At 57.7% G+C, this 25,388-nt stretch carries 26 protein-coding genes; 17 read left to right on the top strand and 9 right to left on the bottom strand.

The window, feature by feature from the left end; genetic code table 11:
• Nucleotides 1–42: 42 nt before the first annotated feature.
• The 3 genes from K3725_RS18675 to K3725_RS18665 all read right to left on the bottom strand — a co-directional run bounded on the left by K3725_RS18675 (nt 43) and on the right by K3725_RS18665 (nt 2,094).
• Nucleotides 43–327, bottom strand: coding sequence for an SCP2 sterol-binding domain-containing protein (locus tag K3725_RS18675; RefSeq protein ID WP_260016736.1), 285 nt, complete (start codon nt 325–327; stop codon nt 43–45).
• A gap of 79 nt (nt 328–406) precedes the next feature.
• Complete coding sequence (locus K3725_RS18670) at nt 407–871, bottom strand: DUF1810 domain-containing protein (RefSeq protein WP_260016735.1); 465 nt, start codon at nt 869–871, stop codon at nt 407–409.
• Nucleotides 868–2,094: an argininosuccinate synthase gene (locus K3725_RS18665; protein WP_260016734.1), complete on the bottom strand. Its 1,227-nt coding sequence runs from the start codon at nt 2,092–2,094 to the stop codon at nt 868–870. The genes K3725_RS18670 and K3725_RS18665 overlap by 4 nt, the downstream gene beginning before the upstream one ends.
• A gap of 137 nt (nt 2,095–2,231) precedes the next feature.
• Here K3725_RS18665 and K3725_RS18660 point away from each other — a divergent pair, with 137 nt between their 5' ends.
• Both K3725_RS18660 and ilvA read left to right on the top strand, forming a co-directional pair.
• Nucleotides 2,232–2,996, top strand: a complete 765-nt coding sequence (locus tag K3725_RS18660) for a hypothetical protein (protein ID WP_260016733.1) — start codon at nt 2,232–2,234, stop codon at nt 2,994–2,996.
• Nucleotides 2,997–3,068: 72 nt separating this feature from the next.
• The gene (ilvA, locus tag K3725_RS18655) at nt 3,069–4,295 is read left to right on the top strand and encodes a threonine ammonia-lyase IlvA (RefSeq protein WP_260016732.1); all 1,227 of its coding nucleotides are present in this window, start codon (nt 3,069–3,071) and stop codon (nt 4,293–4,295) included.
• 13 nt (nt 4,296–4,308) lie between these two features.
• On the opposite strand, the gene K3725_RS18650 is transcribed toward ilvA, so the two are convergent.
• Nucleotides 4,309–4,632 carry an Hpt domain-containing protein gene (locus tag K3725_RS18650; protein WP_260016731.1) on the bottom strand — a complete coding sequence of 108 codons (324 nt, stop codon included), beginning with the start codon at nt 4,630–4,632 and terminating at the stop codon, nt 4,309–4,311.
• A gap of 186 nt (nt 4,633–4,818) precedes the next feature.
• On the opposite strand from K3725_RS18650, the gene K3725_RS18645 reads away from it, so the two are divergent.
• Nucleotides 4,819–6,072, top strand: a complete 1,254-nt coding sequence (locus tag K3725_RS18645) for a PP2C family protein-serine/threonine phosphatase (protein WP_260016730.1) — start codon at nt 4,819–4,821, stop codon at nt 6,070–6,072.
• Between the two features lie 54 nt (nt 6,073–6,126).
• Here the strand turns inward: K3725_RS18645 and K3725_RS18640 are convergent, their stop codons facing one another.
• Nucleotides 6,127–6,591 carry an NUDIX hydrolase gene (locus K3725_RS18640; protein ID WP_260016729.1) on the bottom strand — a complete coding sequence of 155 codons (465 nt, stop codon included), beginning with the start codon at nt 6,589–6,591 and terminating at the stop codon, nt 6,127–6,129.
• Between the two features lie 77 nt (nt 6,592–6,668).
• On the opposite strand from K3725_RS18640, the gene K3725_RS18635 reads away from it, so the two are divergent.
• The 8 genes from K3725_RS18635 to K3725_RS18600 all read left to right on the top strand — a co-directional run bounded on the left by K3725_RS18635 (nt 6,669) and on the right by K3725_RS18600 (nt 16,011).
• The gene (locus tag K3725_RS18635) at nt 6,669–7,655 is read left to right on the top strand and encodes an Hsp33 family molecular chaperone HslO (protein ID WP_260016728.1); all 987 of its coding nucleotides are present in this window, start codon (nt 6,669–6,671) and stop codon (nt 7,653–7,655) included.
• Nucleotides 7,648–8,265 (top strand): CoA pyrophosphatase, encoded by a 618-nt coding sequence (locus K3725_RS18630; protein ID WP_260016727.1) that lies wholly within the window; start codon nt 7,648–7,650, stop codon nt 8,263–8,265. Before K3725_RS18635 ends, K3725_RS18630 begins: the two co-directional genes overlap by 8 nt.
• Nucleotides 8,256–9,407: a CCA tRNA nucleotidyltransferase gene (locus K3725_RS18625; RefSeq protein WP_260016726.1), complete on the top strand. Its 1,152-nt coding sequence runs from the start codon at nt 8,256–8,258 to the stop codon at nt 9,405–9,407. The genes K3725_RS18630 and K3725_RS18625 overlap by 10 nt, the downstream gene beginning before the upstream one ends.
• A gap of 214 nt (nt 9,408–9,621) precedes the next feature.
• Nucleotides 9,622–11,460 carry an ABC transporter ATP-binding protein gene (locus tag K3725_RS18620; RefSeq protein WP_260016725.1) on the top strand — a complete coding sequence of 613 codons (1,839 nt, stop codon included), beginning with the start codon at nt 9,622–9,624 and terminating at the stop codon, nt 11,458–11,460.
• Nucleotides 11,457–13,304 (top strand): ABC transporter ATP-binding protein, encoded by a 1,848-nt coding sequence (locus K3725_RS18615; RefSeq protein WP_260016724.1) that lies wholly within the window; start codon nt 11,457–11,459, stop codon nt 13,302–13,304. Before K3725_RS18620 ends, K3725_RS18615 begins: the two co-directional genes overlap by 4 nt.
• Before the next feature lie 54 nt (nt 13,305–13,358).
• Nucleotides 13,359–14,606 (top strand): class I SAM-dependent RNA methyltransferase, encoded by a 1,248-nt coding sequence (locus K3725_RS18610; RefSeq protein WP_260016723.1) that lies wholly within the window; start codon nt 13,359–13,361, stop codon nt 14,604–14,606.
• A gap of 1 nt (nt 14,607) precedes the next feature.
• A complete protein-coding gene (locus K3725_RS18605; RefSeq protein ID WP_260016722.1) occupies nt 14,608–15,417 on the top strand; it encodes an ion transporter in 810 nt (269 codons plus the stop codon).
• 66 nt (nt 15,418–15,483) lie between these two features.
• The gene (locus K3725_RS18600) at nt 15,484–16,011 is read left to right on the top strand and encodes a murein L,D-transpeptidase family protein (RefSeq protein ID WP_260016721.1); all 528 of its coding nucleotides are present in this window, start codon (nt 15,484–15,486) and stop codon (nt 16,009–16,011) included.
• Nucleotides 16,012–16,098: 87 nt separating this feature from the next.
• On the opposite strand, the gene K3725_RS18595 is transcribed toward K3725_RS18600, so the two are convergent.
• Nucleotides 16,099–16,581 (bottom strand): CAP domain-containing protein, encoded by a 483-nt coding sequence (locus K3725_RS18595; protein WP_260018638.1) that lies wholly within the window; start codon nt 16,579–16,581, stop codon nt 16,099–16,101.
• A 170-nt stretch (nt 16,582–16,751) separates the two neighbouring features.
• On the opposite strand from K3725_RS18595, the gene K3725_RS18590 reads away from it, so the two are divergent.
• On the top strand, nt 16,752–17,369 hold the full coding sequence (locus K3725_RS18590; protein ID WP_260018637.1) for a L,D-transpeptidase: 618 nt from the start codon (nt 16,752–16,754) through the stop codon (nt 17,367–17,369).
• Between the two features lie 138 nt (nt 17,370–17,507).
• Nucleotides 17,508–17,690 carry a hypothetical protein gene (locus tag K3725_RS18585; protein WP_024092111.1) on the top strand — a complete coding sequence of 61 codons (183 nt, stop codon included), beginning with the start codon at nt 17,508–17,510 and terminating at the stop codon, nt 17,688–17,690.
• Between the two features lie 78 nt (nt 17,691–17,768).
• Here the strand turns inward: K3725_RS18585 and K3725_RS18580 are convergent, their stop codons facing one another.
• From K3725_RS18580 to K3725_RS18570, 3 genes are all read right to left on the bottom strand, one after another.
• Nucleotides 17,769–20,777 (bottom strand): aminotransferase class III-fold pyridoxal phosphate-dependent enzyme, encoded by a 3,009-nt coding sequence (locus K3725_RS18580; RefSeq protein WP_260016720.1) that lies wholly within the window; start codon nt 20,775–20,777, stop codon nt 17,769–17,771.
• 70 nt (nt 20,778–20,847) lie between these two features.
• A complete protein-coding gene (gene hemH / locus K3725_RS18575) occupies nt 20,848–21,909 on the bottom strand; it encodes a ferrochelatase (protein ID WP_260016719.1) in 1,062 nt (353 codons plus the stop codon).
• Between the two features lie 108 nt (nt 21,910–22,017).
• Nucleotides 22,018–22,833: a methyltransferase domain-containing protein gene (locus tag K3725_RS18570; RefSeq protein WP_260016718.1), complete on the bottom strand. Its 816-nt coding sequence runs from the start codon at nt 22,831–22,833 to the stop codon at nt 22,018–22,020.
• Between the two features lie 13 nt (nt 22,834–22,846).
• On the opposite strand from K3725_RS18570, the gene K3725_RS18565 reads away from it, so the two are divergent.
• From K3725_RS18565 to K3725_RS18550, 4 genes are all read left to right on the top strand, one after another.
• Nucleotides 22,847–23,575: a ComF family protein gene (locus K3725_RS18565; RefSeq protein ID WP_260016717.1), complete on the top strand. Its 729-nt coding sequence runs from the start codon at nt 22,847–22,849 to the stop codon at nt 23,573–23,575.
• Nucleotides 23,576–23,657: 82 nt separating this feature from the next.
• Entirely contained in the window at nt 23,658–23,915 is a 258-nt protein-coding gene (gene grxC, locus K3725_RS18560; protein ID WP_260016716.1) for a glutaredoxin 3, read from the top strand.
• Between the two features lie 16 nt (nt 23,916–23,931).
• Complete coding sequence (locus K3725_RS18555; protein ID WP_260016715.1) at nt 23,932–24,762, top strand: carbon-nitrogen hydrolase family protein; 831 nt, start codon at nt 23,932–23,934, stop codon at nt 24,760–24,762.
• Nucleotides 24,762–25,202, top strand: a complete 441-nt coding sequence (locus K3725_RS18550) for a MarR family winged helix-turn-helix transcriptional regulator (protein WP_019295272.1) — start codon at nt 24,762–24,764, stop codon at nt 25,200–25,202. Before K3725_RS18555 ends, K3725_RS18550 begins: the two co-directional genes overlap by 1 nt.
• The last annotated feature ends 186 nt before the right edge of the window (nt 25,203–25,388 follow it).

Below are 25,388 nucleotides of genomic sequence, written 5' to 3'. Positions count from 1 at the left end.
CCTGCGGTGCTCAGCTCCGGAAACCTGCCGCCCGAAATTGGATCAGCTGATCAGCTTGCTCAGTTTCATGGCAACGCCCATATCGCCGGAAATCTTGATCTTGCCCATCATGACGGCGGTCATCGGATTGAGGTTTCCGGTCAGCAGCTTTTTCAGATTTTCAGCCGACAGCCGCAGCGTGCAATCTGTTTCGCGGTGATCTGTGCTGGCGCTTCCGTTCGACAGGACAATCACACCGTCCGTTCCGCAATCGAATTTCAGTGACCCGTCGAAGCTCTTCCCGGTCAGGCCATCACGGATGCCTGCTGCAATTTCCTCCAATGCCATCTTGTCCTCCTTGATTTTGCAAGAGGGTTAGGCAGAGGTGGGATGCCGAACAAGGTTGACCGCAGGAAAGGTGAAGGGATTACGCAGCGGCAAGCGCAGCCTTCGTCAGCGGGCATGGCTGGCCGCCATAAAAAACATCCAGAACCTGCTGGAATTCTGTCGGCGCGCCGGGGACGGCGGCAAACAGCGTCATTGAGGAGCGCAGTTTCTTGGCGTCGATGCTGCCGATAATCTGTTCGGCATCCTCACCCTGATGCGTCAGCATCAGTTTGCTGACCTCAACTAGTCGGGCGCGCAGTACCTCATGGTTTAAATAAGCTGTGGCTTCGGTCAGATCTTCGATACCATAAAGTTGCGCCATATGGGACCGGCCAAGTTCAGCAAGTTGGGGAAAGACGAACCACATCCAGTGGCTCGTCTTTTGACCTTCAGACAGTTCACTCAGAACTGCCGCCCAAACGGTGTCCTGCGCTTCGACGAACATGTCCAGCTCTTCCGCGAAATCGTCCTCGAATTCGCCGTCTATGCCGTCTTGGTCGCTCACTTCTTGATGCGGCGCTCGCGGGCAGCCAGCAGTTTGAGACGCAGGGCATTCAGCTGAATGAAGCCTGCTGCATCTTTCTGGTCGTAGGCGCCGGCATCTTCTTCAAAGGTCACATGCGCCTCGGAGTAGAGCGAGTTTTCGGACCAGCGGCCAACGGTGTTTACCGAGCCTTTGTAGAGCTTCACGCGCACGGTGCCGGAGACATGTTTCTGGCTCGCGTCGATCGCGGCTTGCAGCATTTCACGCTCAGGGGAATACCAGAAGCCGTTGTAGATCAGCTCCGCGTATTGCGGCATCAGCTGGTCCTTCAGGTGCATTGCGCCGCGGTCCATGGTGATGGACTCGATGCCGCGGTGGGCTTCCAGCATGATTGTGCCACCCGGGGTTTCGTAGATGCCGCGGGATTTCATGCCGACAAATCGGCCTTCGACCAGGTCGAGGCGGCCGATGCCGTGTTTGCGGCCGTATTCGTTAAGCTCGGTCAGAATGGTAGCCGGGCTCATCGCCTCGCCGTTGATGGCAACCGGATCGCCCTTTTCAAAGGTGATCTCGATGAATTCCGGGGTGTCCGGCGCTTCTTCGGGGTGGACGGTGCGCTGGTAGACATAGTCGGGCGCCATTTCCGCCGGATCCTCCAGCACCTTTCCCTCGGAGGAAGTGTGCAGCAGGTTGGCGTCGACCGAGAAAGGAGCCTCGCCGCGCTTGTCCTTGGCGATCGGGATCTGGTGTGCCTCGGCGAACTCCAGCAGCTTGGTGCGCGAGGACAGGTCCCATTCACGCCAGGGTGCGATCACCTTGATATCAGGGTTCAGCGCATAGGCTGCCAGTTCGAAACGGACCTGGTCGTTGCCTTTGCCGGTGGCACCATGGGCAACCGCGTCGGCGCCGGTGGCCTCTGCAATCTCAACCAGACGTTTCGAGATCAGCGGACGGGCGATGGAGGTACCCAGCAGGTAGAGGCCTTCATAAACCGCGTTGGCGCGGAACATTGGGAAGACGAAATCGCGGACAAATTCCTCGCGCACATCTTCGATGAAGATGTTTTCCGGTTTGATGCCCAGCATTTCCGCTTTCTTACGGGCGGGCTCCAGCTCTTCACCCTGGCCTAGGTCGGCGGTGAACGTGACAACTTCGCAGCCGTATTCGGTCTGCAGCCATTTCAGGATGATCGAGGTGTCGAGGCCGCCGGAATAGGCGAGCACAACTTTCTTGGGCGCGGACATGGAATTCCCTCTCAGGTCAGAACGCCTGCGGCGTAACGGGTTTTGGCCGCAAGGGCAAGGTTTTCCGGGGTTTTCAACGCGGATGATTGTGCATAGCTTGCGGTCGATTTTTCAATGTAGATTTGAGGACGGCTGAGATGAAAGCGTGGTCGATATTTGCCCATTCACTTGCGATGGTTTTCCGTAACTTGAGGGAGGCTGTTCAGATCGCTTTGGTCCCAGCGGCGATTGCCTTTGGAGTGTTGCTCGCACTGGGAGCAACAGTAGGCCTGAGCTTCTCGGCATTTTCTGATCAGGCTGTAATGGAAAAGATGTTGGTGGAGAACTCTGGCAGCTTCGCTGGCGGGGTTATTGTGTTCTGGCTTTTGATCATGATTACGATGTTGTGGATCGTCGTGTCCTGGCATCGGTTTGTTCTGCTTGAAGAATACCCGTCCGGCTGGGTGCCGGCTTTCCGGTTTGATCGTATGCTGTCCTATTTTGGGCATGGCTTGCTGATGCTTCTGGTCGCTTTTGCCATGATGATACCTGTCATGTTGTTCATCATGGCAGTTTCCGCCGTGTCGCCGGTAGTTTCGATCATTGGCATGGTTGTCGCTTACCTGGCTGTGCTGGTTGCGATGTACCGGTTGGTGCCGGTGCTGCCGGCTGCGGCAATTGGCAAGCCTTTGAAACTGAGAGAAGCATGGAACGCGACTGCAGGGGCTAATGTGACAATCATTATGCTCTTCCTGATTATGGTTGCGTTTCAGCTTTTAGTTCAGCTTGCGGCGGCAGTGCTGCTGCTGATCCCGGTTATCGGTGCAATTATCGTCTTTGTGGCGATGCTTATGTTGTCCTTGGTAAGCGCCAGCGTCCTGACCACGTTCTATGGCCACTATGTCGAAGGCCGTCCGATCTGATTTCCAGTATTCTTATGTATGCTTCGCACCCGCCCCTTGCCTTGGGCGCGGGCATGCGCCACTGAAGGATGCATGAGCGATTTCAAGACCCAAGCCCGCGCCGCTGAACAGGCGATGCGCGATGTGTTCCCTGCAACACCCTTGCAGCGCAACGTGCATTTGTCCGAACGCTTCGGCGCCGACATCTACCTCAAGCGCGAGGATTTGAGCCCGGTCCGCTCCTACAAGATACGCGGCGCCATGAACGCGATGCGCAAGCAGCCGGATCAGGAGCTGTTTGTCTGCGCCTCAGCTGGCAACCACGCGCAAGGCGTCGCCTTCATGTGCCGCCACATGGGAAGGCGCGGGGTGATCTTCATGCCGGTTACCACGCCGCAGCAGAAAATCCAGAAGACCCGGATGTTCGGCGGCGACAATATCGAAATCCACCTGGTCGGCGACTATTTCGACGTCTGCTTGGCTGCCGCGCAGGAATGGTGCGCGCAGGAGGGCGGGCATTTCCTGTCTCCCTTTGACGATGCCGATGTAATCGAAGGCCAGGCCTCCATCGCGGTTGAGATTGAGGAACAATTAGGCAAGGCGCCTGATCATGTGCTGTTGCCGGTCGGCGGTGGAGGGATGTCTGCAGGCGTGTCGTCGTGGTTCGGTGAAGAGGTGCACAGCCTGTTTGTGGAGCCGGACGGCGGCGCCTGCCTTCGGGCGGCGCTGGCAGCAGGCAAGCCTGTGCCTTTGGACACTGTGGACACCTTCGTAGATGGCGCAGCGGTGGGCCGGATTGGTGATATGCCTTTCGATATATTGAAGAACGTGCCACTGCCGGACGTGCTGGCGATCTCTGAAGACCGGATCTGCGCGACCATCATAGAAATGCTGAATGTCGAAGGCATTGTGCTGGAGCCGGCCGGAGCGCTGTCAGTTGAGGCGCTGCAGGATGTGCGCTCCTGGATCCGCGGCAAAACCGTGGTTTGCGTAACCTCCGGCGGAAACTTCGATTTCGAACGCCTGCCTGAGGTCAAGGAGCGGGCGCAGCGCTATTCCGGGGTCAAGAAGTATTTCATTCTGCGGCTGCCGCAGCGGCCGGGAGCGTTGAAAGAATTCCTTGGCATTCTGGGGCCTGAGGATGATATTGCCCGCTTTGAGTACATGAAAAAGTCGGCGCGCAATTTCGGTTCTGTTCTAATCGGGATCGAAACCAAGCGGCCCGAGAACTTTGAGCAGCTGTTTGCGCGTCTTGATGCTGCGGGCATGACCTACACGGATATCACCCGAGATGAGACACTGGCGCAGTTTGTCATCTGACCCAGCGCGGGGATCAGAACTTTTCGGACAGACCAGTCAGAAAAGCGGACTTGGAAGCTTGGAAATTGGCGATGATGGCGGCAACGTCGACGCCTTCTGCTTCCCCCTGTGCGGACCTCCGCTCGCCGTCCAGGCACATTGAGGAAAACTCTTCAAATCCAAGGTTGAGAGCGCTGCCTTTCAGAAAGTGCAGGTCTTGTTCCAGCTGTCCGCGGTTGCCGCCTTCCAGCTTGCCAATGACTTCTTCGACTTCTTCCAGAAAAATGTCGACGACTTCCCCAAAATCTTCGGCGCCTACCTCATCGCGCAGCTCTGTCACGCGTGGCCAGTCAATCATGTGATACGTCCTTACGATCTTTCGCTGTGCGCACATCTTAAGTTGCTTGCAGTAAAAATATGGTGAAATAAAGTAGAAAGCTCAAATTTTAGGCTTCACCGCCTGTTAAATCTCTGGGCCGATAGTATCACAAGATCTTCTGATTTTGCCATTTGTGAGGTGCCTTCGGTGCTGCCAGAAAGTTCGATGGACGACGAGGACCAGACAGTGGCCGGATCAATACGCCGTGTGCTGGTTGTGGACGACAGCCGCCTGCAAAGACGCATTCTTGTGGCTTCTCTCAAGAAATGGGGATTCGATGTTGTTGAAGCAGACAGCGGCGAGGCAGCAATGGAAATCTGCCAGAAGGAAACCCCTGATCTGATTCTCAGCGACTGGATGATGCCAGGAATGAACGGGCTGGAGTTTTGCCGCGCGTTCCGCTCCCGCAGAAGCGAGGACTATGCCTATTTCATTCTGCTGACCTCCAAGAGTGAAAAGAATGAGGTCGCTGAAGGGCTTGATGCGGGTGCTGATGATTTCCTCACAAAGCCGGTCAGCTCTGATGAATTGCGGGCAAGGATATCCGCCGGCGAGCGTATTTTGCGGATGCAGCGGGAGCTTTCTGAGAAGAACCGCATAGTGTCGGAAACCCTGGGCGAGTTGCAACGGGTCTATGACGCTATCGACAAAGACTTGATCCAGGCCCGAAAAATCCAAGAATCCCTGGTACCCGAGCTTTCTAAGGAATTTGGGTCCTCGACGGTCAGTTTGCTGCTGAAACCTTGCGGCCATATCGGCGGAGATCTGGTCGGGATGTTCTCCCCAGGAGTGAATCGAATCGGTTTCTACTCGATCGATGTTTCTGGCCACGGCATAACCTCTGCAATGATGACAGCGCGTTTGGGCGGTTACCTGTCCTCCAATTACTTTGACCAAAATGTTGGTATGGAGAAGCGGTTCAACCGCTTCTATGCCCTGCGCCAGCCGGAAGAGGTGGCCAGTCTTCTGAACGCACGGCTGATTGCCGATACCGGGATCGAAGAATATTTTACCATGGCGTATTGCATCGCTGATCTTCGCAGCGGGGTCGTCAAGATGGTGCAAGCCGGTCATCCGCATCCATTGCTGCTGCGTAAGTCCGGCGAAATGGAGTTCATTGGCAAAGGTGGCGTTCCTGTCGGCCTAGTACCGGATATCGGCTACAGCCAGGAAGAATTTAAAATGGAACACGGCGATAGGTTGCTGCTGTTTTCTGACGGATTCACCGAAGCACGGTTGGAGGATGGGTCCATGCTTGAGCCTGAGGGCTTGATAGATCTGGTGCAGAAATGCGGACCAGAGCAGAGCGGGAAAGAGTTCCTCGACGACCTCTATTGGCATCTGACCCAGATGATGAGTAAGGAACATGGGCTGGAAGATGACGTCTCCGCCACCTTGTTTGAATACCAAGGCTCATAGGCGCGTTTTTTACTGCGGAATGCTGACGTCCTGGCTGCGGCTGGGATTTTGTGTTTAGTATTTCTGCTGCCCCGGCCGCTTGCGGACCGCCAGCAGAGCGGCAAAGTAGCGGTCTCCGGCATTTCCCAGTTGGGCGGCAGCTTCAGCTGGGTCTATCCAGAGCGCTTCATGTCCTTGCTCTGCCGGCGGGCCGATCCTGCGCAGAGGCCTGGCCACATAAATGTGGCACAATTTTTCGGCCCAAAGATCGTATTCCGGCATATAGGCGAAGCGCCTGAAGGCTCCCAGTTTCCGTGGGGTGTGGATCTTCCAGCCTGTTTCCTCATAGACCTCGCGATGCAGGGCGGGGATCGGCGACTCGCCAGGGTCGATGCCGCCTCCGGGCAGCTGCAGATCCGGATGAGGATCATATTGGCAAGTGACCAATAGCCTGCCGTCGCGGGGCAGCAGCGCATATGCGCCCGGGCGCATCTGGTAGCGCCGGCCCTTCTGCGGTGTGTCGCCAAAACGTCTGATCAAGGGCCGGCCCCTTCACTCTGGTGTCGTTTCTCCTATATAGCCCCGGTATGCCAATCCCCGGCGCGTAAGGAAACCCCATGACTCTTGGTTCGAAAATCGCGTGGGACGACACCGTCCTGCCATTCCAGCTTGATGCATCCGACATGCGCGGCCGCGTGGCGCGGCTTGACGGTGTTCTGGACGGTATCCTGAAACAGCATGATTACCCGCCCGTCGTCGAGGCGCTTGTTGCTGAGATGGCGCTTTTGACGGCATTGATCGGTCAGACGATTTCCCTGCGCTGGAAATTGTCGCTGCAGGTGCAGTCCAAAGGGGCAGTGCGGATGATCGCAACCGATTACTACGCGCCGCGAAAAGAAGGTGAGATCGGTCAGATCCGCGCCTATGCCAGCTTTGACCGTGACAGGCTGACAGACAGCAATCCTTTTGAACAGGTTGGTGAAGGATATTTTGCTATTCTGATCGATCAGGGCAATGGCACCCAGCCTTATCAGGGCATCACGCCGCTGTCCGGCGGGTCTCTGAGTGCCTGTGCCGAAGCATATTTTGCACAGTCAGAACAGCTGCCGACCATGTTCAAGCTCAGCTTTGGAACGTCGGCAGAACCGGGCGTCGCTGAGCATTGGCGCGCCGGCGGTGTTATGCTGCAGAGCATGCCCAAGGCGTCTCCCTTTGCGGCGCAGGGCGAAGGGTCCGGCGAGGTTCTGCAGGCCAGCGACCTGATCTCCGGGGATGAGGAAGAGAATTGGAACCGCGCCACAACGCTACTGAGCACGGTGGAAGAGCTCGAACTGATCGGCCCGTCAGTGACCCCGACCGACCTACTGATCCGATTGTTTCACGAGGAACAACCGCGGGTCTACGACACCCAGCCGGTGCGATTTGGCTGCACTTGTTCCGAGGACCGGGTACGGCAAAGCCTGTCGATCTACTCAGCCAAGGATATCCAGAAGATGACCACGGATGACGGCCGGGTGACTGCCGACTGCCAGTTCTGCGGCGCGCATTACGATCTGGATCCGGCAAGTGTCGGATTTGAAGCGGAAAACCCGCCAAGTGAGTGACACTGGTCAGGATCTGATTAACCGGATTTCCGCTGCCCTGAACAGACAGGGTGGCGGCTCGTCTGATTTTGACCTGAACCCTGAAACTGTACTGAAGGAGGGGCGCAAGCTGCGCCCAGCCGGTGTGCTGGTGCCGGTCACTATTGCTTCAGGCACGCCGCGGCTGATCCTGACGAAACGCTCCTCTGCGCTCAAGCATCATCCAGGTCAGATTGCCTTTCCCGGCGGTAAGGTGGATGCGGGCGACAAGGACGTCTGCGGTGCTGCGCTGCGGGAAGCTTGGGAAGAGATTGGCCTGCCGCGAGACCTTCCTCAGGTCATTGGCTGTTTGCCAGAGCATGAAACCGTGACCGGTTTTTCCGTGACTCCTGTGGTTGCGCTGATCCGGGACTGGTTTGAGGAGCTCCCTGAAACCGGCGAAGTGGCAGAGGTGTTTTCGGTTCCGCTGAAACATGTGCTGGAGCCGGATAACTATATCATCGAATCCCGCCGCTGGCGCGGCACCCGTCGCCGCTACTATACCGTTCCCTACGGGCCATATTACATATGGGGGGCCACTGCACGTATGCTGCGCGGCTTTGCGGCCCGGATGGAGGGGGAATGCGGCTAAACCAGCCATGGCTGAAGAACCCAGCAACGCAAGCTGTGTGCCTGGCCGTTGCCGCGGATGGAGCGCAAGTGCTGTTTGTTGGCGGCTGTGTGCGCAATGCGCTGTTGGGTGAACCGGTTTCCGATATGGACCTTGCCACCGACGCGCGGCCGGAGCAGGTGATGGAGCTGGCTGCCCGTGCCGGGATCAAGGCGGTGCCGACCGGGATCGACCATGGCACCGTGACCCTCGTCAAAAACGGCATCCCGCATGAGATAACCACCTTCCGCAAGGATGTGGCGACCGATGGCCGCCGGGCCGTGGTGGCATACTCCCCCGACATCGCTGAGGATGCTCGCCGCCGCGATTTCACCATGAATGCGATTTATGCCCGCCCGGATGGAGAAGTCGTCGACCCGCTGGGCGGACTGGCGGACCTCACCCGACGCCGGGTGCGCTTTATCGGCACTGCGGAACACCGGATCTGCGAAGATTACCTGCGCAGCTTGCGTTTTTTCCGCTTTCATGCCTGGTACGGCGATCACGCAGAGGGTTTTGATGCGGATGCGCTGGCAGCGATTACTGCCAACCTGGACGGGCTGGCCTCGCTGTCCAAAGAGCGCGTGGGTGCGGAGCTCTTGAAACTGCTGGCAGCACCCGACCCGGCGCCTTCGGTTGCAGCAATGCGGCAGGCTGGCGTCCTGGCACAGATTTTGCCTGGGGCCGATGACCGTTCCCTTGCGCCGCTGATTCACCTGGAGGCAGGCCGGGCGGCCTCCGCCATACGCCGCCTTGCGGCGCTGGGCGGGGAGGATCTGCAAAAGGCGCTGCGGCTGAGTAAGGCACAGGCCTCGCATCTGGAAAAAATCCGTGAGGCAGCCGCTGTTACTGCGGGGGCAGGGGAGCTGGGGTACCAGTTGGGTCCGGAGAAAGCGCTGGATTCGCTTCTGCTGCGCGCTGCCTTTCTGGAACAGCCGCTTTCCCCTAGTTTAGAGACTGATATTGAGCTGGGCGCCAATGCCAAGTTCCCGGTGAAAGCGCGGGATCTTTTGCCGGATTTGAAGGGGCCGGAGCTGGGCGCGGCGTTGAAGAAAATGGAAGCCGACTGGATAGAGTCAGGTTTCTCCCTTAGCCGCGGGGAACTGCTGGACTCCTTGCACTGACAAGGGATGTCAGCAGCGTCACAACCTTGGGGGGTGACAAAACGGCAAATCTTGCGTACCCATAAGGCAGCAACCACATGACGGAGGAATGCTGATGTATTACGGGATCTGGTTTCTCTAACGCCTGAGACCTTGCCCCGTGTGACGTGGGAGCCTTGGGCGGCCCGCTGTCTTCATCTGTATTCCGATTTGCTCGAACTCCTGGAGCTCCCGCATGTTTCGCTTTTTCGAAAACCTTATTGACCCTTATTGTGCCTATCCGGAAACCAACACGCCGCCGACGCGTCTGTGGCCGTTCCTGCGCGACTACTCCAAACCCTTCAACAAGATCTTTGTGCTGGCTGCGCTGATGTCGGTGATTGTCGCCGCAATTGAGGTCGGTTTGATCTACTATATGGGCCGGGTGGTGGACATCATGTCCGGCACTCCTGAGCAGGTTTGGGAGGACTACGGGATCGAATTGATTCTGGTCGCCCTGTTCATTTTGCTGCTGCGGCCGCTGATCCAATTTCTGGATGTTGTGCTGCTGAACAACGCCATTCTGCCAAATTTTGGCACCTTGATCCGCTGGCGGGCGCACAAACATGTGCTGCGCCAGTCTGTGGGATGGTTCGAGAACGATTTTGCCGGCCGCATCGCCAACCGGATCATGCAGACCCCGCCCGCGGCGGGGGAGGTGATCTTTCAGGTTTTTGACGCGATCACCTTTTCGCTGGCTTACCTGGTGGGCGCGGCGGTGTTGCTGTGGGTTGCAGACGTGCGGCTGATGCTGCCGCTAGCGGTGTGGTTTACGCTGTATGCGATGCTGGTGATGTGGACCGTTAAACGGGTCGGGCCAGCCAGCCAAGCATCGTCTGATGCGCGTTCTACAGTGACGGGGCGGGTGGTCGACAGCTACTCCAACATTCACTCGGTCAAGATGTTTGCCCACCATGACCGGGAGCTGACCTATGCCAAGGATGCAATCGAAAATACCCGTAAGACGTTCCAGACGGAGATGCGAATCTTCACAGTCATGGATGCCACGCTGGTCACGCTAAATGGGCTTCTGATTGTCGGCGTGGTGGGCTGGGCGGTGATGCTGTGGATGCAAGGCTCCGCCTCGGTCGGGCTGGTTGCCGCCGCGACCGCGCTGACCTTGCGATTGAATGCTATGACAGGCTGGATCATGTGGGCGCTGACGTCCTTCTTCCGGCAATTGGGGGTGGTCGCCGAGGGGATGGAAACCATTGCCCAGCCGATTGATCTGGTGGATGCGGCCAATGCGGAACCGCTGCAGCTGACAAGGGGAGAAATCGAACTGCGCAATCTCTCGCACCACTACGGGCGCGAAGCTGGCGGTCTGAACAAGATTAGCCTCACTATCCAGCCCGGTGAAAAGATCGGGTTGATCGGGCGCTCAGGTGCCGGAAAATCGACCTTGGTGAAACTGCTCTTACGGTTCTATGACGCCGAGTACGGTCAGATCCTGATCGACGGTCAGGATATCCGTTGTGTCACTCAGGATAGTTTGCGGAGCCGCATCGGCATGGTGCAGCAGGACAGCACGCTGATGCACCGGTCGGTGCGGGACAACCTCTTGTACGGCCGCCCGGATGCATCGGAAGAGCAGATGATTGCTGCTGCCAATCAGGCCCAGGCGCATGAGTTCATTCTGGACCTTGAGGACCCGCACGGGCGCAGGGGGTATGATGCCCATGTCGGTGAACGCGGTGTGAAACTTTCAGGTGGGCAGCGCCAGCGGGTTGCTTTGGCACGGGTGATCCTGAAGGATGCGCCGATCCTGGTGCTGGATGAAGCGACATCCGCACTGGACTCCGAAGTGGAGGCGGTAATTCAGGAAACTCTTTACGGCATGATGCAAGGTAAGACGGTGATCGCCATTGCACATAGGCTGTCCACCATCGCGCAGATGGACCGTATCCTGGTGATGGACCAGGGCCGTATAGTTGAAGAGGGGTCGCATGAGGCACTATTGCAGGCGAAGGGGCTGTATGCACAGCTCTGGGCGCGTCAGTCCGGCGGATTCCTGAACATCGAGGCAGCAGAATGAACATAGGAAACCTGATTGATGCATTCCGCCCGGCCAGCGGACCGCCGCCGCAAAGGCTGGGAGCTTTTTTGCGCTGGTGCCTAGCCGGTGCCTGGCCAATGCTGCTACTCGCGGCCGCATTTTCGGCTTTGGCAGGCGGGATGGAGGCGGGCACCGCCTTTATCCTCGGCATAGTGATCGACACCGCGATTGCGAGCGGGCCGGAACAGTTCTTTTCCATTGGCAACGTTGCGGTAATCGCGCTAGCGCTGGGCTTCTTCCTGTTTGTGCGCCCGGTTCTGTTTGGACTGTCTGCTGCGTCCAACGCAATTATTGTGCAGCCGAATGTGAATCCGCTGGTTCTGTCGCGGCTGAACCGCTGGACGCTGGGCCAGTCGGTGCGGTTTTTCGACGACGATTTTGCCGGCCGGATCGCGCAAAAGCAGATGCAAACAGCATCTGCTGTCACGTCTGTCACCACTGAGATGATCAATGTTGTGGCCTTCGCGTTGGCGTCACTCCTAGGCTCCTTGACCTTGCTAGGGTCTATTGACTGGCGCATCACCGGGGTATTTCTGGCGTGGCTGATCGGCTATTTCGTCCTGATCCACTGGTTCCTGCCGCGCATCCGCAAGCGTTCCGGTTCACGGGCCGGCGCACGCGCAATGGTCACCGGGCAGGTGGTCGATTCGATCACGAACATCAAGACGGTAAAACTGTTTGCCCATGCCGAGCACGAGGAGCGCACAGCCCAGGACGCCATGGTCTCCTTCCGGGAAAAGTCGCTTGATTTCGGCTACCTCTCGGCTGGTTTCCGGTTTTGCCTGATGTGCCTGGCAGGCATTCTGCCTGTGCTGCTGATTGGGGCGACCCTGTTACTGTGGCAGTCCGGCACAGCCACTGAAGGCGATATCGTAGCAGCTGGCGCTGTTTCGATCCGGATTGCACAAATGACTGGCTGGGTCAGTTTCACGCTGATGGCGATTTACTCCAATGTGGGTGAAATCGAAAACGGCATGAAAACCCTGGCCGTGCGCGACAGGGTGGAAGACGCGCCAGAGGCAAAGCCGCTTGTAGTCAGAGAAGGCGGAATTGTCTTTGATCAGGTGGAGTTTGCCTATGGCCGTGATGCCGGCGGGGTGCAAGGTATAGATCTGACAATACACCCAGGTGAAAAGCTGGGTATTGTCGGCGCCTCTGGGGCGGGAAAGTCGACACTCGTTTCGCTCCTTCTCAGGCTCTATGACGAAGAGAAGGGCCGCATCCTGATTGATGGACAGGAGATTTCGGAGGTCACGCAGAACTCTTTGCGCAGCCAGATTGGCATGGTCACGCAGGAGACTGCCATGTTCAACCGGTCTGCACGGGACAATATCCTGTACGGTCGGCCGGACGCCTCAGAGGCTGATCTGATTGCCGCAGCCAGGAAAGCAGAGGCGCATGCGTTCATCACTGAACTGGAGGACGGCCAGGGGCGTACAGGCTATGATGCGCACCTTGGCGAACGCGGTGTGAAGCTGTCAGGCGGGCAGCGGCAGCGGATAGCACTGGCCCGTGCGATTCTGAAGGACGCACCGATCCTGGTACTGGATGAGGCGACCTCGGCACTGGATTCTGAGGTCGAAGCGTCGATCCAGGCTGCATTGCACCGTGTGATGGAAGGCAAAACGGTTCTCGCCATTGCGCACCGTCTGTCGACGCTCAGCGAAATGGATCGGATTGTTGTAATGGACAAAGGCAGGATCGCAGAAAACGGCAGTCATCAGGAGCTGCTGGCGAAAGGCGGTCTCTATGCTTCCTTCTGGGCGCGTCAATCCGGCGGCTTTATCTGCACGGATAATGGGCATACAGCTGCAGCCGAGTAATCAATTCGGCGCATTTTTCTTTTGCTGGCATGAATGCCGGGGTAATGAGCGCCCATGACTGACGCAGCCAGAATCACAGCAACGATCAGCAGGCTGGGCCATCAGGGTGATGGTGTGGCCGATGGTCCCTTGTTTGCCCCTCGGACCCTGCCGGGCGAGCTTGTCAGCGGTGTAGCTGAGGGCAACCGCCTGACGCATATCCGCATTGAAACTCCGTCTGAATACCGCGTGCAGCCACCCTGCCGTCATTACAAGGCTTGCGGCGGATGCCAGTTGCAGCACGCCAGCGATGCTTATGTGGCAGAATGGAAGACGAATGTGGTCCGCAATTCGCTTGCAGCGCAGGGGGTAGAGACTGAGTTTCGGCCAATCCAGACATCGCCGCCACGGTCCCGCCGCCGCGCCACATTGGCTGTTCGGCGCACAAAGAAAGGGGCGATGGCCGGATTCCATTGCCAGGCTTCGGATGTGATTACCGAAATTCCGGGCTGCCAGCTGCTGAAGCCAGACTTGCTGGCGGCCGTTCCAACGGCAGAAGCGCTGGCCCTGGCAGGTGCCAGCCGAAAGGCACCGCTGGCTGTGACAGTCACTGCATCTGTTGCTGGGCTTGATATTCTGGTCCGTAATGGCAAACCGCTGGATGGACCCTTGCGGATCGAACTTGCACAGCTGGCTGAGAAACACCAGATTGCCCGGCTGACCTGGGATGATGAGCCAGTTGCGATGGAACAGCCGCCTGTACAGCCCTTTGGTGCTGCGCAAGTTTGCCCGCCTCCCGGAGCCTTCTTGCAGGCTACCTGCGAAGGAGAGGCGGCTTTGCTGTCCGCTGTGCTGGAGATCACCAGGGGCGCCAAGCGGATTGTCGACTTGTTTGCCGGCTGCGGCACCTTTTCGTTGCCTCTGGCGCAGGCGGCCGAAGTGCATGCAGTTGAAGGCGAGCGCGAGATGGTCAAGGCCTTGGATGCGGGCTGGCGAAAAGCGAAGGGGTTGAAAAAAGTCACCACCGAAACCCGTGACCTGTTTCGCAATCCCTTGCTGCCAGAGGACCTCAACCCTTTTGGTGCCGCCTATGAAGCCGCAGTGATCGATCCGCCCAGGGCTGGAGCAGAGGCGCAGGTAGTGCAATTGGCCAAGGCTCGGACGCCTGTAGTCGCCTATGTGTCTTGTAACCCAGTCAGCTTTGCCCGTGATGCCAAGCTGCTGGTTGAGGCAGGCTATGCACTGGACTGGGTTCAGGTTGTTGACCAGTTTCGCTGGTCAGCCCATACCGAACTGGCCGCAAAGTTCGCCCTGAAAGACTAAGATGACGGATATTCAAGTGATGACACCGACCCGCCGCCTGGAAGCCATTCTGGACAGCAGCCGTTTTGGCCGCTTCATCACCGCGGTCATTCTGGTCAATGCGGTTACCTTGGGCCTTGAGACGTCCCCGACGGTGATGGCTAAGTTGGGAGCGCCTATCCACCTTATCGACAAGGTCTGCCTTTCAATCTTTGTCGTTGAGATCCTGGCCAAGCTGCTTGTACGTCGGCTGCGGTTCTTCCTCAGCGGCTGGAATGTATTTGATTTCGTGATTGTTGGAATTGCTCTTGCGCCCGGAACCCAGGGCTTGTCGGTTCTGCGGGCACTGCGGATTCTCAGGGTGCTGAGGGTGATTTCTGTCGCACCGCGTCTGCGCCGGGTTGTCGAGGGCTTTATCACTGCTCTTCCCGGGATGGGCTCGGTTTTTCTGCTGATGGCGATCATTTTCTACATCGGCTCTGTGATCTCAACTAAGCTGTTCGGCCAGGATTTCCCGGAATGGTTCGGCAACCTCGGTCTCAGTGCCTATTCGCTGTTCCAGATTATGACACTGGAAAGCTGGTCGATGGGAATCGTGCGCCCGGTGATGGAAGTGCATCCGCATGCTTGGGCATTCTTCGTGCCCTTCATCATGGTCACGACCTTTGCTGTGGTGAACCTTCTGGTCGGCCTGATTGTGAATTCGATGCAGGATGCCCACGGTGAAGAAGAAGGTGAGCGCACAGATGCTTACCGCGATGAAGTGCTGAGCCGGCTGGAAGCAATTGAGCAAAAGCTATCCAATAAGCCGGTACAGGACAGGAAAATGTGAATTTCCTTAACAGCGCTTTCGCGTTAAATCCTGATTAGAGGCACAAGAAAAATACAGGCTGGGACAATGAACAGAAGGGCATTTGGCATTAGTGCGGCCGCGAGCCTTGCGCTGGCCGGCTGCAGCACCAACGGTGGTACAGTAGGCAGGTTCAAGTTTTATGGTGGTCCGCAGGTCACGTCGATCGTGATCAATAAAGGCGCACGTAAGCTTTATCTGATGCACAACGATGAAATTTTGCGGGAATACAAGGTGGATTTGGGATTTGCACCACTTGGCCCCAAGCGGTTTGAGGGTGATGGTAAAACGCCAGAAGGCACTTACGTGATCAACCGGCGGAATCCGAACAGCCGTTACCATCTGTCGGTAGGCATCTCCTATCCCAACAATCAGGATCGCGCTCTTGCGCGGGCCAACGGTAAACGGCCTGGCGGGGAGATTTTCATCCACGGTCAGCCGAACAACCCCAAGGAACGCAAGCGCGCAGCCCGGGTTGATGACTGGACGGCTGGTTGTATCGCTGTGACCAACGAGGAAATCGAAGAGATCTATGCGATGGTGCAGGACGGCACAACGATCGCTCTGCGGCCCTGACCCAAGGAATTTGTCCAAAGAAAAAGGTCCGGCGCGTCAGCGTCGGACCTTTTTCTTTGGAACTGTATTAGTTCTAGGCGCAGTGGGTTAGCTGCCCATCACCAACGTCCACCAGATCTTGCCGTTTGGTTCCTGAAACCAGGAAAAGCCCATGTTTTTAGCCTTGGGATCCAGGATCACCGCACGGGTGGCCGGTTTTTCCAGCCAGGCAGTCAGGGTTTGCTGTTCATTCTCGTAGGTTTCAGAGATGTTTTCACCCAGTAATGTGCCGATGTACCCTGCGCGGGCAACCCGGTCCAAAGGCGACGATCCGTCAGACCCAAAGTGCCAAGGCCGGTTTTGCACGGACATATCTCGGGAATGAGTCGCTGCAGCAGCGGTCAGCTCCGCGTTTAGCTGAACCGTCTGAGCACCAGCAGCCTGGCGCAGAGCATTGACCGAGTCGAGCATTCGCAGCTGCACCTTATCTGCATTCCTGATGCGGTATGACCCGCCGGATTCTGATGACGGTGTACAGGCTGCCGCCAGTGTTAGGATTGCAGCAGCCATCAGCAGAAAAACGCGATTCATAATGCTCTCTCGCTCTATCAGTCGCTGATGCATCTATCCTTCCTGTGGCAGCTGTGCAAACGGGCCGGCAGAATTATGCGGACTTTGCCGCCGGATTGATTTGCGACTGCGGCTTTCCGGCCATAAAATGCTGCAATCTATGATACTGAAAGCGCAAGTTGGAAGATGTGATGTCCCGAAAACCATTTGAAATCTTCAGCCGCAGGCAGTTCCTTGCCGGAAGTGCTGCCTTGATATCCTCTTCGGCGCTGGCGCAGGAGGATCCTGATAACGTTGAGCCGGCCTATGACCCTTTGCGCCCGCCGCCAGAGCCGGAACCGCCTGTCCAGCGCAACATTTCCGCTTTCCGGGCAAAATCCTGGCGGCCGTATTTTGACAACTTGCGCAACGGAGCGATTCTGGTCGATATCGACAGCCGGGCGCTGCACTATTGGTCGGCAGACGAAAACACCTACAAGCTGTTCCCATCATCGGTACCGCTGTCAGACGATCTGACACGCCGTGGCCGCACTCAGATTGTGCGCAAGGTGGAGGGGCCAAGCTGGTCGCCAACGCCCAATATGCGGAAGCGGAACCCGGAATGGCCCGCCTACATTCCGCCGGGCCCGGATAATCCGCTGGGTACCCATGCGCTGTATCTGGCGTGGAAGTATTACCGGATCCACGGAACCCATGACACGCGCAAGATCGGGCGCAAGTCATCGAACGGGTGCATCGGGCTTTACAATGAGCATATCGCCGAGTTGTTCAGCCTAGCAAAAGTCGGCACTCAGGTGTTGCTAATTTGACGACACGCGGCGGGGCGCTAAGCTGTTAACTATAACAAGCAATTGCAATCCCGCGTTTTTGCTGGTTAGAAAAAAATACGAGGTAAGTCTTGGGTGCGTGGTTCAGATGTTTGATCCGCGCAAATTCTGGAGGTTAACATGAAAAAACTCGTTATCGCTGCTGCGCTGACCGCTGCTGCTTCCACCGCCACCGCTGGCAACCTGTCCGAGCCGGTTGTTGAACCGCCGGTCATCGTGGAAGAAGCTCAGGGTTCTTCCAGCGGCATCCTGCTGCCGCTGCTGCTGCTGGTTCTGGTTGGCGCAGCTGTTGCATCGAATTAATTTCGATACACGGTTACAGAGAAGGCGGTGGTTTTCCACCGCCTTTTTTGTTGCGTGAAGGGAGTGCGGGAGGGGCCGTCAGCCCGCCTCCACCTCCTGCAGAATACTATCCAGGGTTTTGATGATCATGTCAGTGTCATCGGACGCTATGGTCAGCGGCGGCCGGATTTTCAGGATATTGTCCTTGGGGCCTTCGCTGCCAATAAGGATACGGTGATCTCGCATCCGGTTTTTGACATAGGAACAGATATCTGTGGCTTCGGTGCCGTCCGGGTTGTTCAGCTCCAGTCCAAGGAACAGCCCCATGCCGCGGACGTCACCAACGCAGGCATATTTTTGTTCTAGAATTTTCAGGCCTTCAATCAGTTGTTTGCCCTGTACACGGGCGTTTTCCTGCAGACCCTCGTCATCCACAATATCCAGGACCTCTTTTCCAATCCGGCAAGACAGTGTCGAGCCGCCGAAGGTGGAAAAGAACTCAATCCCGTTATCGAAGCTTTCGGCGATTGCCTTAGTCGTCACAAGTACACCCAAAGGGTGGCCGTTGCCGATTGGCTTGCCCAGCACAACGATATCTGGCAGGGCGCCCTGATGTTCGAACCCGAAATAGTATTTGCCAAGCCGTCCGAGGCCGGTTTGCACTTCATCTGCGATGCAGACGCCGCCCGCCCTGCGTATTTTTTCATAAATCGCAGGCAGATACCCTTTTGGGGGAATGATTTGGCCGCCAACTGACGGGAAGGTTTCCGCGATGAAACCGGCCACACCGTGGCCCTTTTCCTGAAGTCGATCAATCGCTGTATCTGCAAGAGCGGCATACTTTTGGGCCTTATCCGGATCATCTCGGCGGAAAGATCCGCGGTAATCATCGGCAACTTCAATTAGCTCTACCCAGTCAGCCTGCCCGACCCCGCCGGGTTTGTTGAACTTGTAGGCGGAGATGCTGATCGCACCGGTGGTGTTGCCGTGATACCCATGATCTGGCGTCACCATACCTTTGGCTCCGGTGTGTGCCCGCGCGAGGCGCAAGGCCAGTTCGTTTGCCTCAGTCCCGGAGTTGACAAAGAAACAGACCTCAAAGTGATCGGGCAGCTTGGACAGTACTTTGTGGGCAAATGCGGTTTGCGCCGGGTGAAGGTACCGGGTGTTGGAGTTTACTCGCTTTAATTGGTCGGCAGCAGCGGCCTGGATGCGCGGGTGGGCGTGTCCCACATGCGGCACGTTGTTGTAGGCATCCAGATATGGTCGGCCCCACTCGTCAAACAGGTGGTGTTTCCAGCCGCGCACCAGCATCACGGGGTCGGTGTAAGTAAGGCTCAGGTTGCCTCCAAAATGCGCGTGGCGTCCTGCCAGAACGCTGTCCTTGCTGGTCGGCTTATAAATGACCTTCTCATCCGGCAGATTGAGCAGCGCCGCCGGGTTCGGGCAGAGTGCGCGCCATAGATACATCTCGTCCGGGTCGCCGACGCCGGGCCAGTCGGCCTCCATTCCCTCAGTGGACAGCGCCAACTGGAAATGAACATGCGGCGCCCATCCGCCGTTTTGGCTGGGATCGCCAAGGCGGCAGAATTCTTCTCCCTTTTCGATAGTATCACCCGGCTTCAAGCGGTCCAGGAACTCAGGATCCAGATGGCCGTATAAAGTGAAGAAGGAATCGCCCTCGGGTGTTTCATGACGCAGGATGATCAGCCCGCCGTAATCCAGATGCCCGCTACGGTATTCAGCGATAACCACTTCACCTCGCAGCGGTGCGAACATCGCAGTCCCGGCAGGGGCGAACGCGTCTACTGCCAGATGAACCGTGCGTCTGTTGCTGGCTTTCCATGGCCCCGTGCGGAAGGCTGCATCCGTGTAAATCAGCCTGGGCTCATGGTAGTAGCCCAGCCAGACCCGGCCGCAGTCTTCGAACTCTTCACCGACCTTGGCTGCTTCCTCCAAGGGCATGAGGAAGGGGTTCTGAGGCCAGGTTGATTGCTCCACCGACAGCGATCCCATCGGTGCATCTGCCAGGTTTTTCCCCATGAGGGGAGCAAAATCGCCGCGTTCCTGTTCAAGCCATGCCAGGATGCGGTCTGCGCCATCGACCACGGGCAGGCCGCAGGCCGCTCGCAGCCGTGCATTCAGCAACCCGCCATGCAGAGCTTTACCCTCCAGGAACCGCCAGGCTGGCGCTTGTGAGACTGTCACATAAGGATCGTCCGGGTTTTCTGCCGCCATGAGTGTGGAGTTCACCACACTCACTGCAAGCCGCATCCGCAGAAGCGGCCAGACCATGTCCACTTCGGCGGCGGTCAGCGGGCAGGTCTCGTGATACCCGGCAACCAGCGATGCAAGGGCTGCCTCCGGTGCCGGGTGATCCAGAACGATATAGGCCGCAGCAATTGCCAGATCGCAGACGCGCGGTGCCGCGCACATGTCGCCCAGGTCGATCAGCCCGGAAACACGCCGAGGTGCAGTCAATTCGCCAGCTACCATGATGTTGTAATCATTGGCGTCGTTGTGGATGGCCTGTTTAGGGAGCTTCGCCAGTTCGGGCTCTAACTTGGCGAACTCTGCAGAAATTTCGCGCAGGATGGCGAGGCGTGCGGGGGATTTGATGCAGGAAAGCTGTTCCGTGATCCACCCCGCCTGCATCAGGTCCCATTTGAAATCGCGTTCAAGGCCTTCGTGACGGAAGTCTGCAAGCGCCTTGGCCGAACCGCCCAAAACTCTGCCGACCTCTTGGATCAGCGCATCGCTTTTCGGCTCTGCCTTGGCATAACAACGGCCCGGCAATTGGTTCAGCAACCAAACCAGCCGGTACTGGCCGTCTTCATCCGGCAGGGATAGAAGTGACTGTCCGGAACATGACGCAATGACCCGCGGGCAGGGCAGGTCAGGCTGGCGTTTCGCAATATGTTCGAACGCCTTCACTTGCATATCGACCAGCCATCCGTCGCAACCAGGGCGCATTGCTTTCAGGATATAGCCTTGGCCGTCTTGCCTCTTGGCCAGGAAATTCAGGTCGTATTCCCCGTCCAGGCGGGTCAGCTCTGCCTCGATACCCCAATGCTCCCGGAGGGCTTTGGCCCAATGCGCAAGCGTCATCCAATATCTCCCCGTTTTCCGGCCGGTCCGGAAATTGAATATTGGATACTTTCTGGACTGAGCCAGCCGGTTAGTCCAGCCAGCCTTTCAGGTTCTCCTCGATAACACCGGCCAGAGCCGCTACGTGATCGTCGTTGTCATTGAGGCACGGAATATAGAGGAAGTCTTCCCCGCCTGCGTGCTCAAAGCTTTCGCGGATCTCTTCGTTGATTTCTTCGAGCGTCTCGATGCAATCGGCTGAGAAGGCCGGCGCAATCAACGCAATGTTCTTCTTGCCTTCCTTGGCCAGAGTGGCGACATGGTCCACTGTATAGGGTTTCAGCCACTCTTCAGGACCGAAAACTGACTGGAAAGTGGTAGTGATCCGGGTGTCGTCCCACCCCAGCCGCTCCTTCAGCAGACGTGTCGTCTTCTGGCACTGGCAGTGATAAGGATCTCCCTGCATCAGATACCGTTTTGGCATCCCGTGATAGGAAACCACCAGAATATCCGGGCGTTTCGCTGCCTTGGCGTAGGCTTCTTCCACAGAGCGTGCCAAGGCGTCGATATAGGCGGGCTGATCGAAATAAGGTGCGATAGTGCGGGCAGCGGGTTGCCAGGGCTCTTCCATCAGCGCCCGGAAGAACTGGTCGTTGGCGGTGCCCGATGTTGCGCCTGCATACTGCGGATAGAGCGGGACAAACAGGATCTTCTGACAGCCTGCCTCAACCATTTGCCGCACTTTGGTTTTGGTGGATGGATTGCCGTATCGCATGCAGAAATCGACCATTACCTGGTCTCCGTAACGCGCTTTCATCACCTCCGCCATCTTGGTGGTTTGGTCCTTCGTGATAGTCATAAGCGGGCTTTCGCCCTTTTCGTGATTCCAGATCGATTTGTAGGCCGCTCCTGAGGAGAACGGGCGTTTCGTCAGGATGATCAACTGCAAGAGCGGCTGCCATTTCCAGGATGGGTAGTCGATTACACGTTTGTCGGACAGGAACTCGCTCAGATACCGGCGCATCGGCCAGTAGGAGTAATCATCAGGAGTGCCGAGGTTGGCCAGCAGGATGCCGACTTTTTCTGCCGGGATCTTGGGGTGATCGGCCGGGGCGTGGGCAGGGCATTTGGCGGTCCGGGCGGCGTCCAGCATGGGAAGGTCCTGTTCGGCTGAGATTTTTGTTAGCGGATAATTACTGTGTTTACGCGTGGAAGGCCAATTGGATCACATTGGCGCAGCAATAGCTTAAACTAATCAAGGCTACAGTTTCGATTCGGGCACCTTGAGCGCGTCGGCCAGACGCATCTGAGCTGAACCTGGACGCAGCGGTTTCTGCTGGTTGTCCGATGGCGACCAGCCAGTCAGGCAGACAAGTTCGAACGTCGCGGGCAGCCGGCCTTCGGCGTTGGCGAAATGCTTCCGGTAGATGTGATCGGCCAGTTGGAAAAGACCGCGCGGCGCCGGGCGTTTCAGACGCTGGGCAAGGGCGTTGGTCTCACCCATTCCGCGCAGGTCATGGATCAGGTGGGGCACGTCGCGGTATTCGGCCTTGAGCGGTACCAGGTCGGCCACCGGCAGAGCGAAGCCGGCCCGCTGCAGCAGGCCGCCGAGATCGCGGATCTCCCCCATCGGCGCAATTCGCGGTGAAAGGCCTCCTAGCAAAATTGTCTCTGCTTCGGCCATGGCCGAGCGCAACTCGTGCAGGGTCCGGCCGCCCAACAGCATCACCAGAAGAAGACCGTCCTCCTTCAGGGCGCGGCGGCACTGAATCAGCTGCCCGACCGGATCATTGGCCCAATGCAGGCACATGGCGTGGATTACCACGTCGTGCGCTCCATCCTCCAGATCCAGCACCTCCTCATCGGCAACAATTTTTGCTTCAGGCCCAAATCTCTCCCAGACCTCAGGAAAAGGACAAACCACTGCGGGTGCTGTAAAGCTTCTGTTAACCAAGCTCAGGCGATCCTCAGCCTCGACCCGTGCCATGTAGTGCAGGAACAGTGCTTCCTGTTGCCGGCGTGAACGATGGGCTTCAAGGGCGCGGCGGTCGAAAAGCTGCAAAGGTGCTTGTGTCATGGGGGCTATTTAGATGCTGACAGCCCGGATTCAAACCGCTGTTTCACTGATTTACCCATCCCAGTGCCTGGGGTGCGGCGAGATGGTTGGCAGTGACTTCGGACTATGTGCGGCTTGTTGGGCAGGCATGCATTTCATCAGTGGAACAGTCTGCGAAGGCTGCGGTGCTCCGCTGCCAGGTGAAGCGGACGGGTTCCGTCTGGAATGCGACAGTTGCCTGCGCCATCCAAGACCCTGGAGTCAGGGCCGGTCTGCACTTCTGTATGAAGGGCAGGGGCGCAAATTGGTGTTAGCCCTGAAACACGGCGACCGCACGGAAATCGCCGGTCCAGCAGCGAACTGGCTGCACCGTGCGGCAGCGCCTTTGCTGGAAGACGATCCGCTGATTTGCCCGGTGCCGCTGCATTGGACCAGGCTGCTGAAGCGAAAGTACAATCAATCCGCATTGCTGGCTGCTGCCTTGGCCAAACGTGGTAGATGGGAGCATTGTCCGGATCTGCTGAGACGTGAGTGGCGGACAGCCTCGCTGGAGGGGAAAACCCGGGAACAACGGTACCGGCTGCTGGGGTCAGCCATTGGTGTTCCGAGAAGCCGAAGAAGCAGGGTCAAGGGACGGGTTGTGCTGATAGTGGACGATGTAATGACTTCAGGTGCCACTCTCAGCGCCAGCACCGATGCCTGCTTGCAAGCAGGCGCGGCTGAAGTGCGTGTGGCCGTTCTGGCCCGGGTCACGCAAGCGTGAGGTTTACCGGGTGCCACTGGCAATTGTTGCAATGAATGCCCAATTCCTCCACAACCTTCGAAACTTGAACATGGGGCCATGAATGAAACCGGTTGAAATCTACACCTCTCCGCTGTGCGGTTTCTGTCACGCAGCCAAGCGGCTGCTGAAACAGAAAGGTGTTGCCTTTTCGGAAATCAATGTGCTTGCACAGCCGGGCCGCAAGGCGGAAATGATCCAGCGCGCCAATGGCGGGCGCACTGTCCCGCAGATTTTTATCGGCGATACCCACGTCGGCGGTTGCGACGACCTCTATGCTCTTGAGCAAGCGGGCAAGCTCGACCCGCTGCTGGCAGCCTAAGACCCGGAGACCGGACATGCGCGCAGCTCTGCTTCAAATGACATCCACGGATGTTCCGTCTCAAAATCTGGAGACAGTGAAGACGATGATGGCGGAGGCTGTGCGCGGTGGAGCAGGTTTTGTTCTGACGCCGGAAGTCACCAATTGCCTTTCAGGCAGCCGGACACATCAGAACAGCGTGCTGTGCCACGAGGAGGGCGATCCGACTCTGGCGGCCCTGCAGGAAGAAGCTTCCAGGCATGGCGTCTGGCTTCTGCTTGGGTCTTTGGGGATCAAAACCCATGACGACGACGGCCGTTTTGCCAACCGCCAGTTCCTGATCTCGCCCGACGGTGAAATCAAGGCACGCTATGACAAGATTCACATGTTCGATGTGGAGGTCACGCCGGAAGAGACTTACCGGGAATCTGACGGCTACCGCCCCGGCACCACGGCCGTGGTCGCCGAAACACCTTTTGCGAAGATCGGAATGACCATCTGCTATGATGTGCGCTTTCCGAGTTTGCACCGGGCGCTTGCCAAGAGCGGCGCGCAGATCATCACTGTTCCAGCGGCATTTTCCTATGTCACAGGCGCCGCACACTGGCATTCGTTGCTGCGCGCCCGTGCCATCGAAACCGGCTGCTTCGTGCTGGCGCCCGCGCAAACCGGCAAGCATCCGGCGTCCCGTGGTCCCAGCCGTCAGACCTATGGCCATTCTCTGGCTGTTGCTCCCTGGGGTGAGGTGTTGGCGGATGCAGGGCAGGAACCTGGCGTGACTTACGTTGATCTCGACATGGAAAAAGTGGCAGAAGCACGCAAGCGCGTGCCTTCCCTGACCCACGACCGGGAGTTTGACGGACCCTGATGGACGAGACCCATTCTCTGGCAGTATCGCTGTTCAGCGAAATTCTGATGGCTGACCAGCTTGCCCGGTCACGCCTCAGCAAAGTGCTGCCCAAGGGAATGGAGCTGTCGCATTTTTCGGTATTGAATCATCTTGCGCGTGCAGGGCTCGAGCGATCGCCAGCTCAGCTGGCGAAAGCGTTTCATGTCACGCGCGGGGCGATGACCAACACGCTGAACAAGCTGGAAGTGGCAGGCTACATACATGTCCGCCCCGACTGGGATGACGCCCGGCGCAAGATGGTGGCCATCAGCCCTGCAGGAAAACAAGCCCGTGACGCCGCACTGGCAGGAATTATTCCCGTGATTTCTGAAGTTGTGGGGGAACTGGGCAGTGACCGGGTCCGGGCAACATTGCCAATCCTTAGAGAGCTGCGCGGCAAACTTGAAGAGAGCGGCTGAAAGCTGGAACTTCCATAAGCTTTTGATCTAAGACATTGAAAAAGACGCCTGCAAGCAGACGCCTTTTTCCCCATCAGTCCCCATCAGTCCGTGAGTGGCGGTTCCGGTTACCTTTGGGTGGACCCACCAACGTTAAAGCGGCAAGCAATCACTCGGTTCAGGAGCTTGCGCCCAAGAAACGAGGCG

The organism is Leisingera sp. S132 (genome assembly GCF_025144465.1).
Lineage (GTDB): Bacteria > Pseudomonadota > Alphaproteobacteria > Rhodobacterales > Rhodobacteraceae > Leisingera.
Note: the sequence above shows the minus strand (reverse complement) of the source record. Positions and strands in the feature narration are given on the sequence as shown.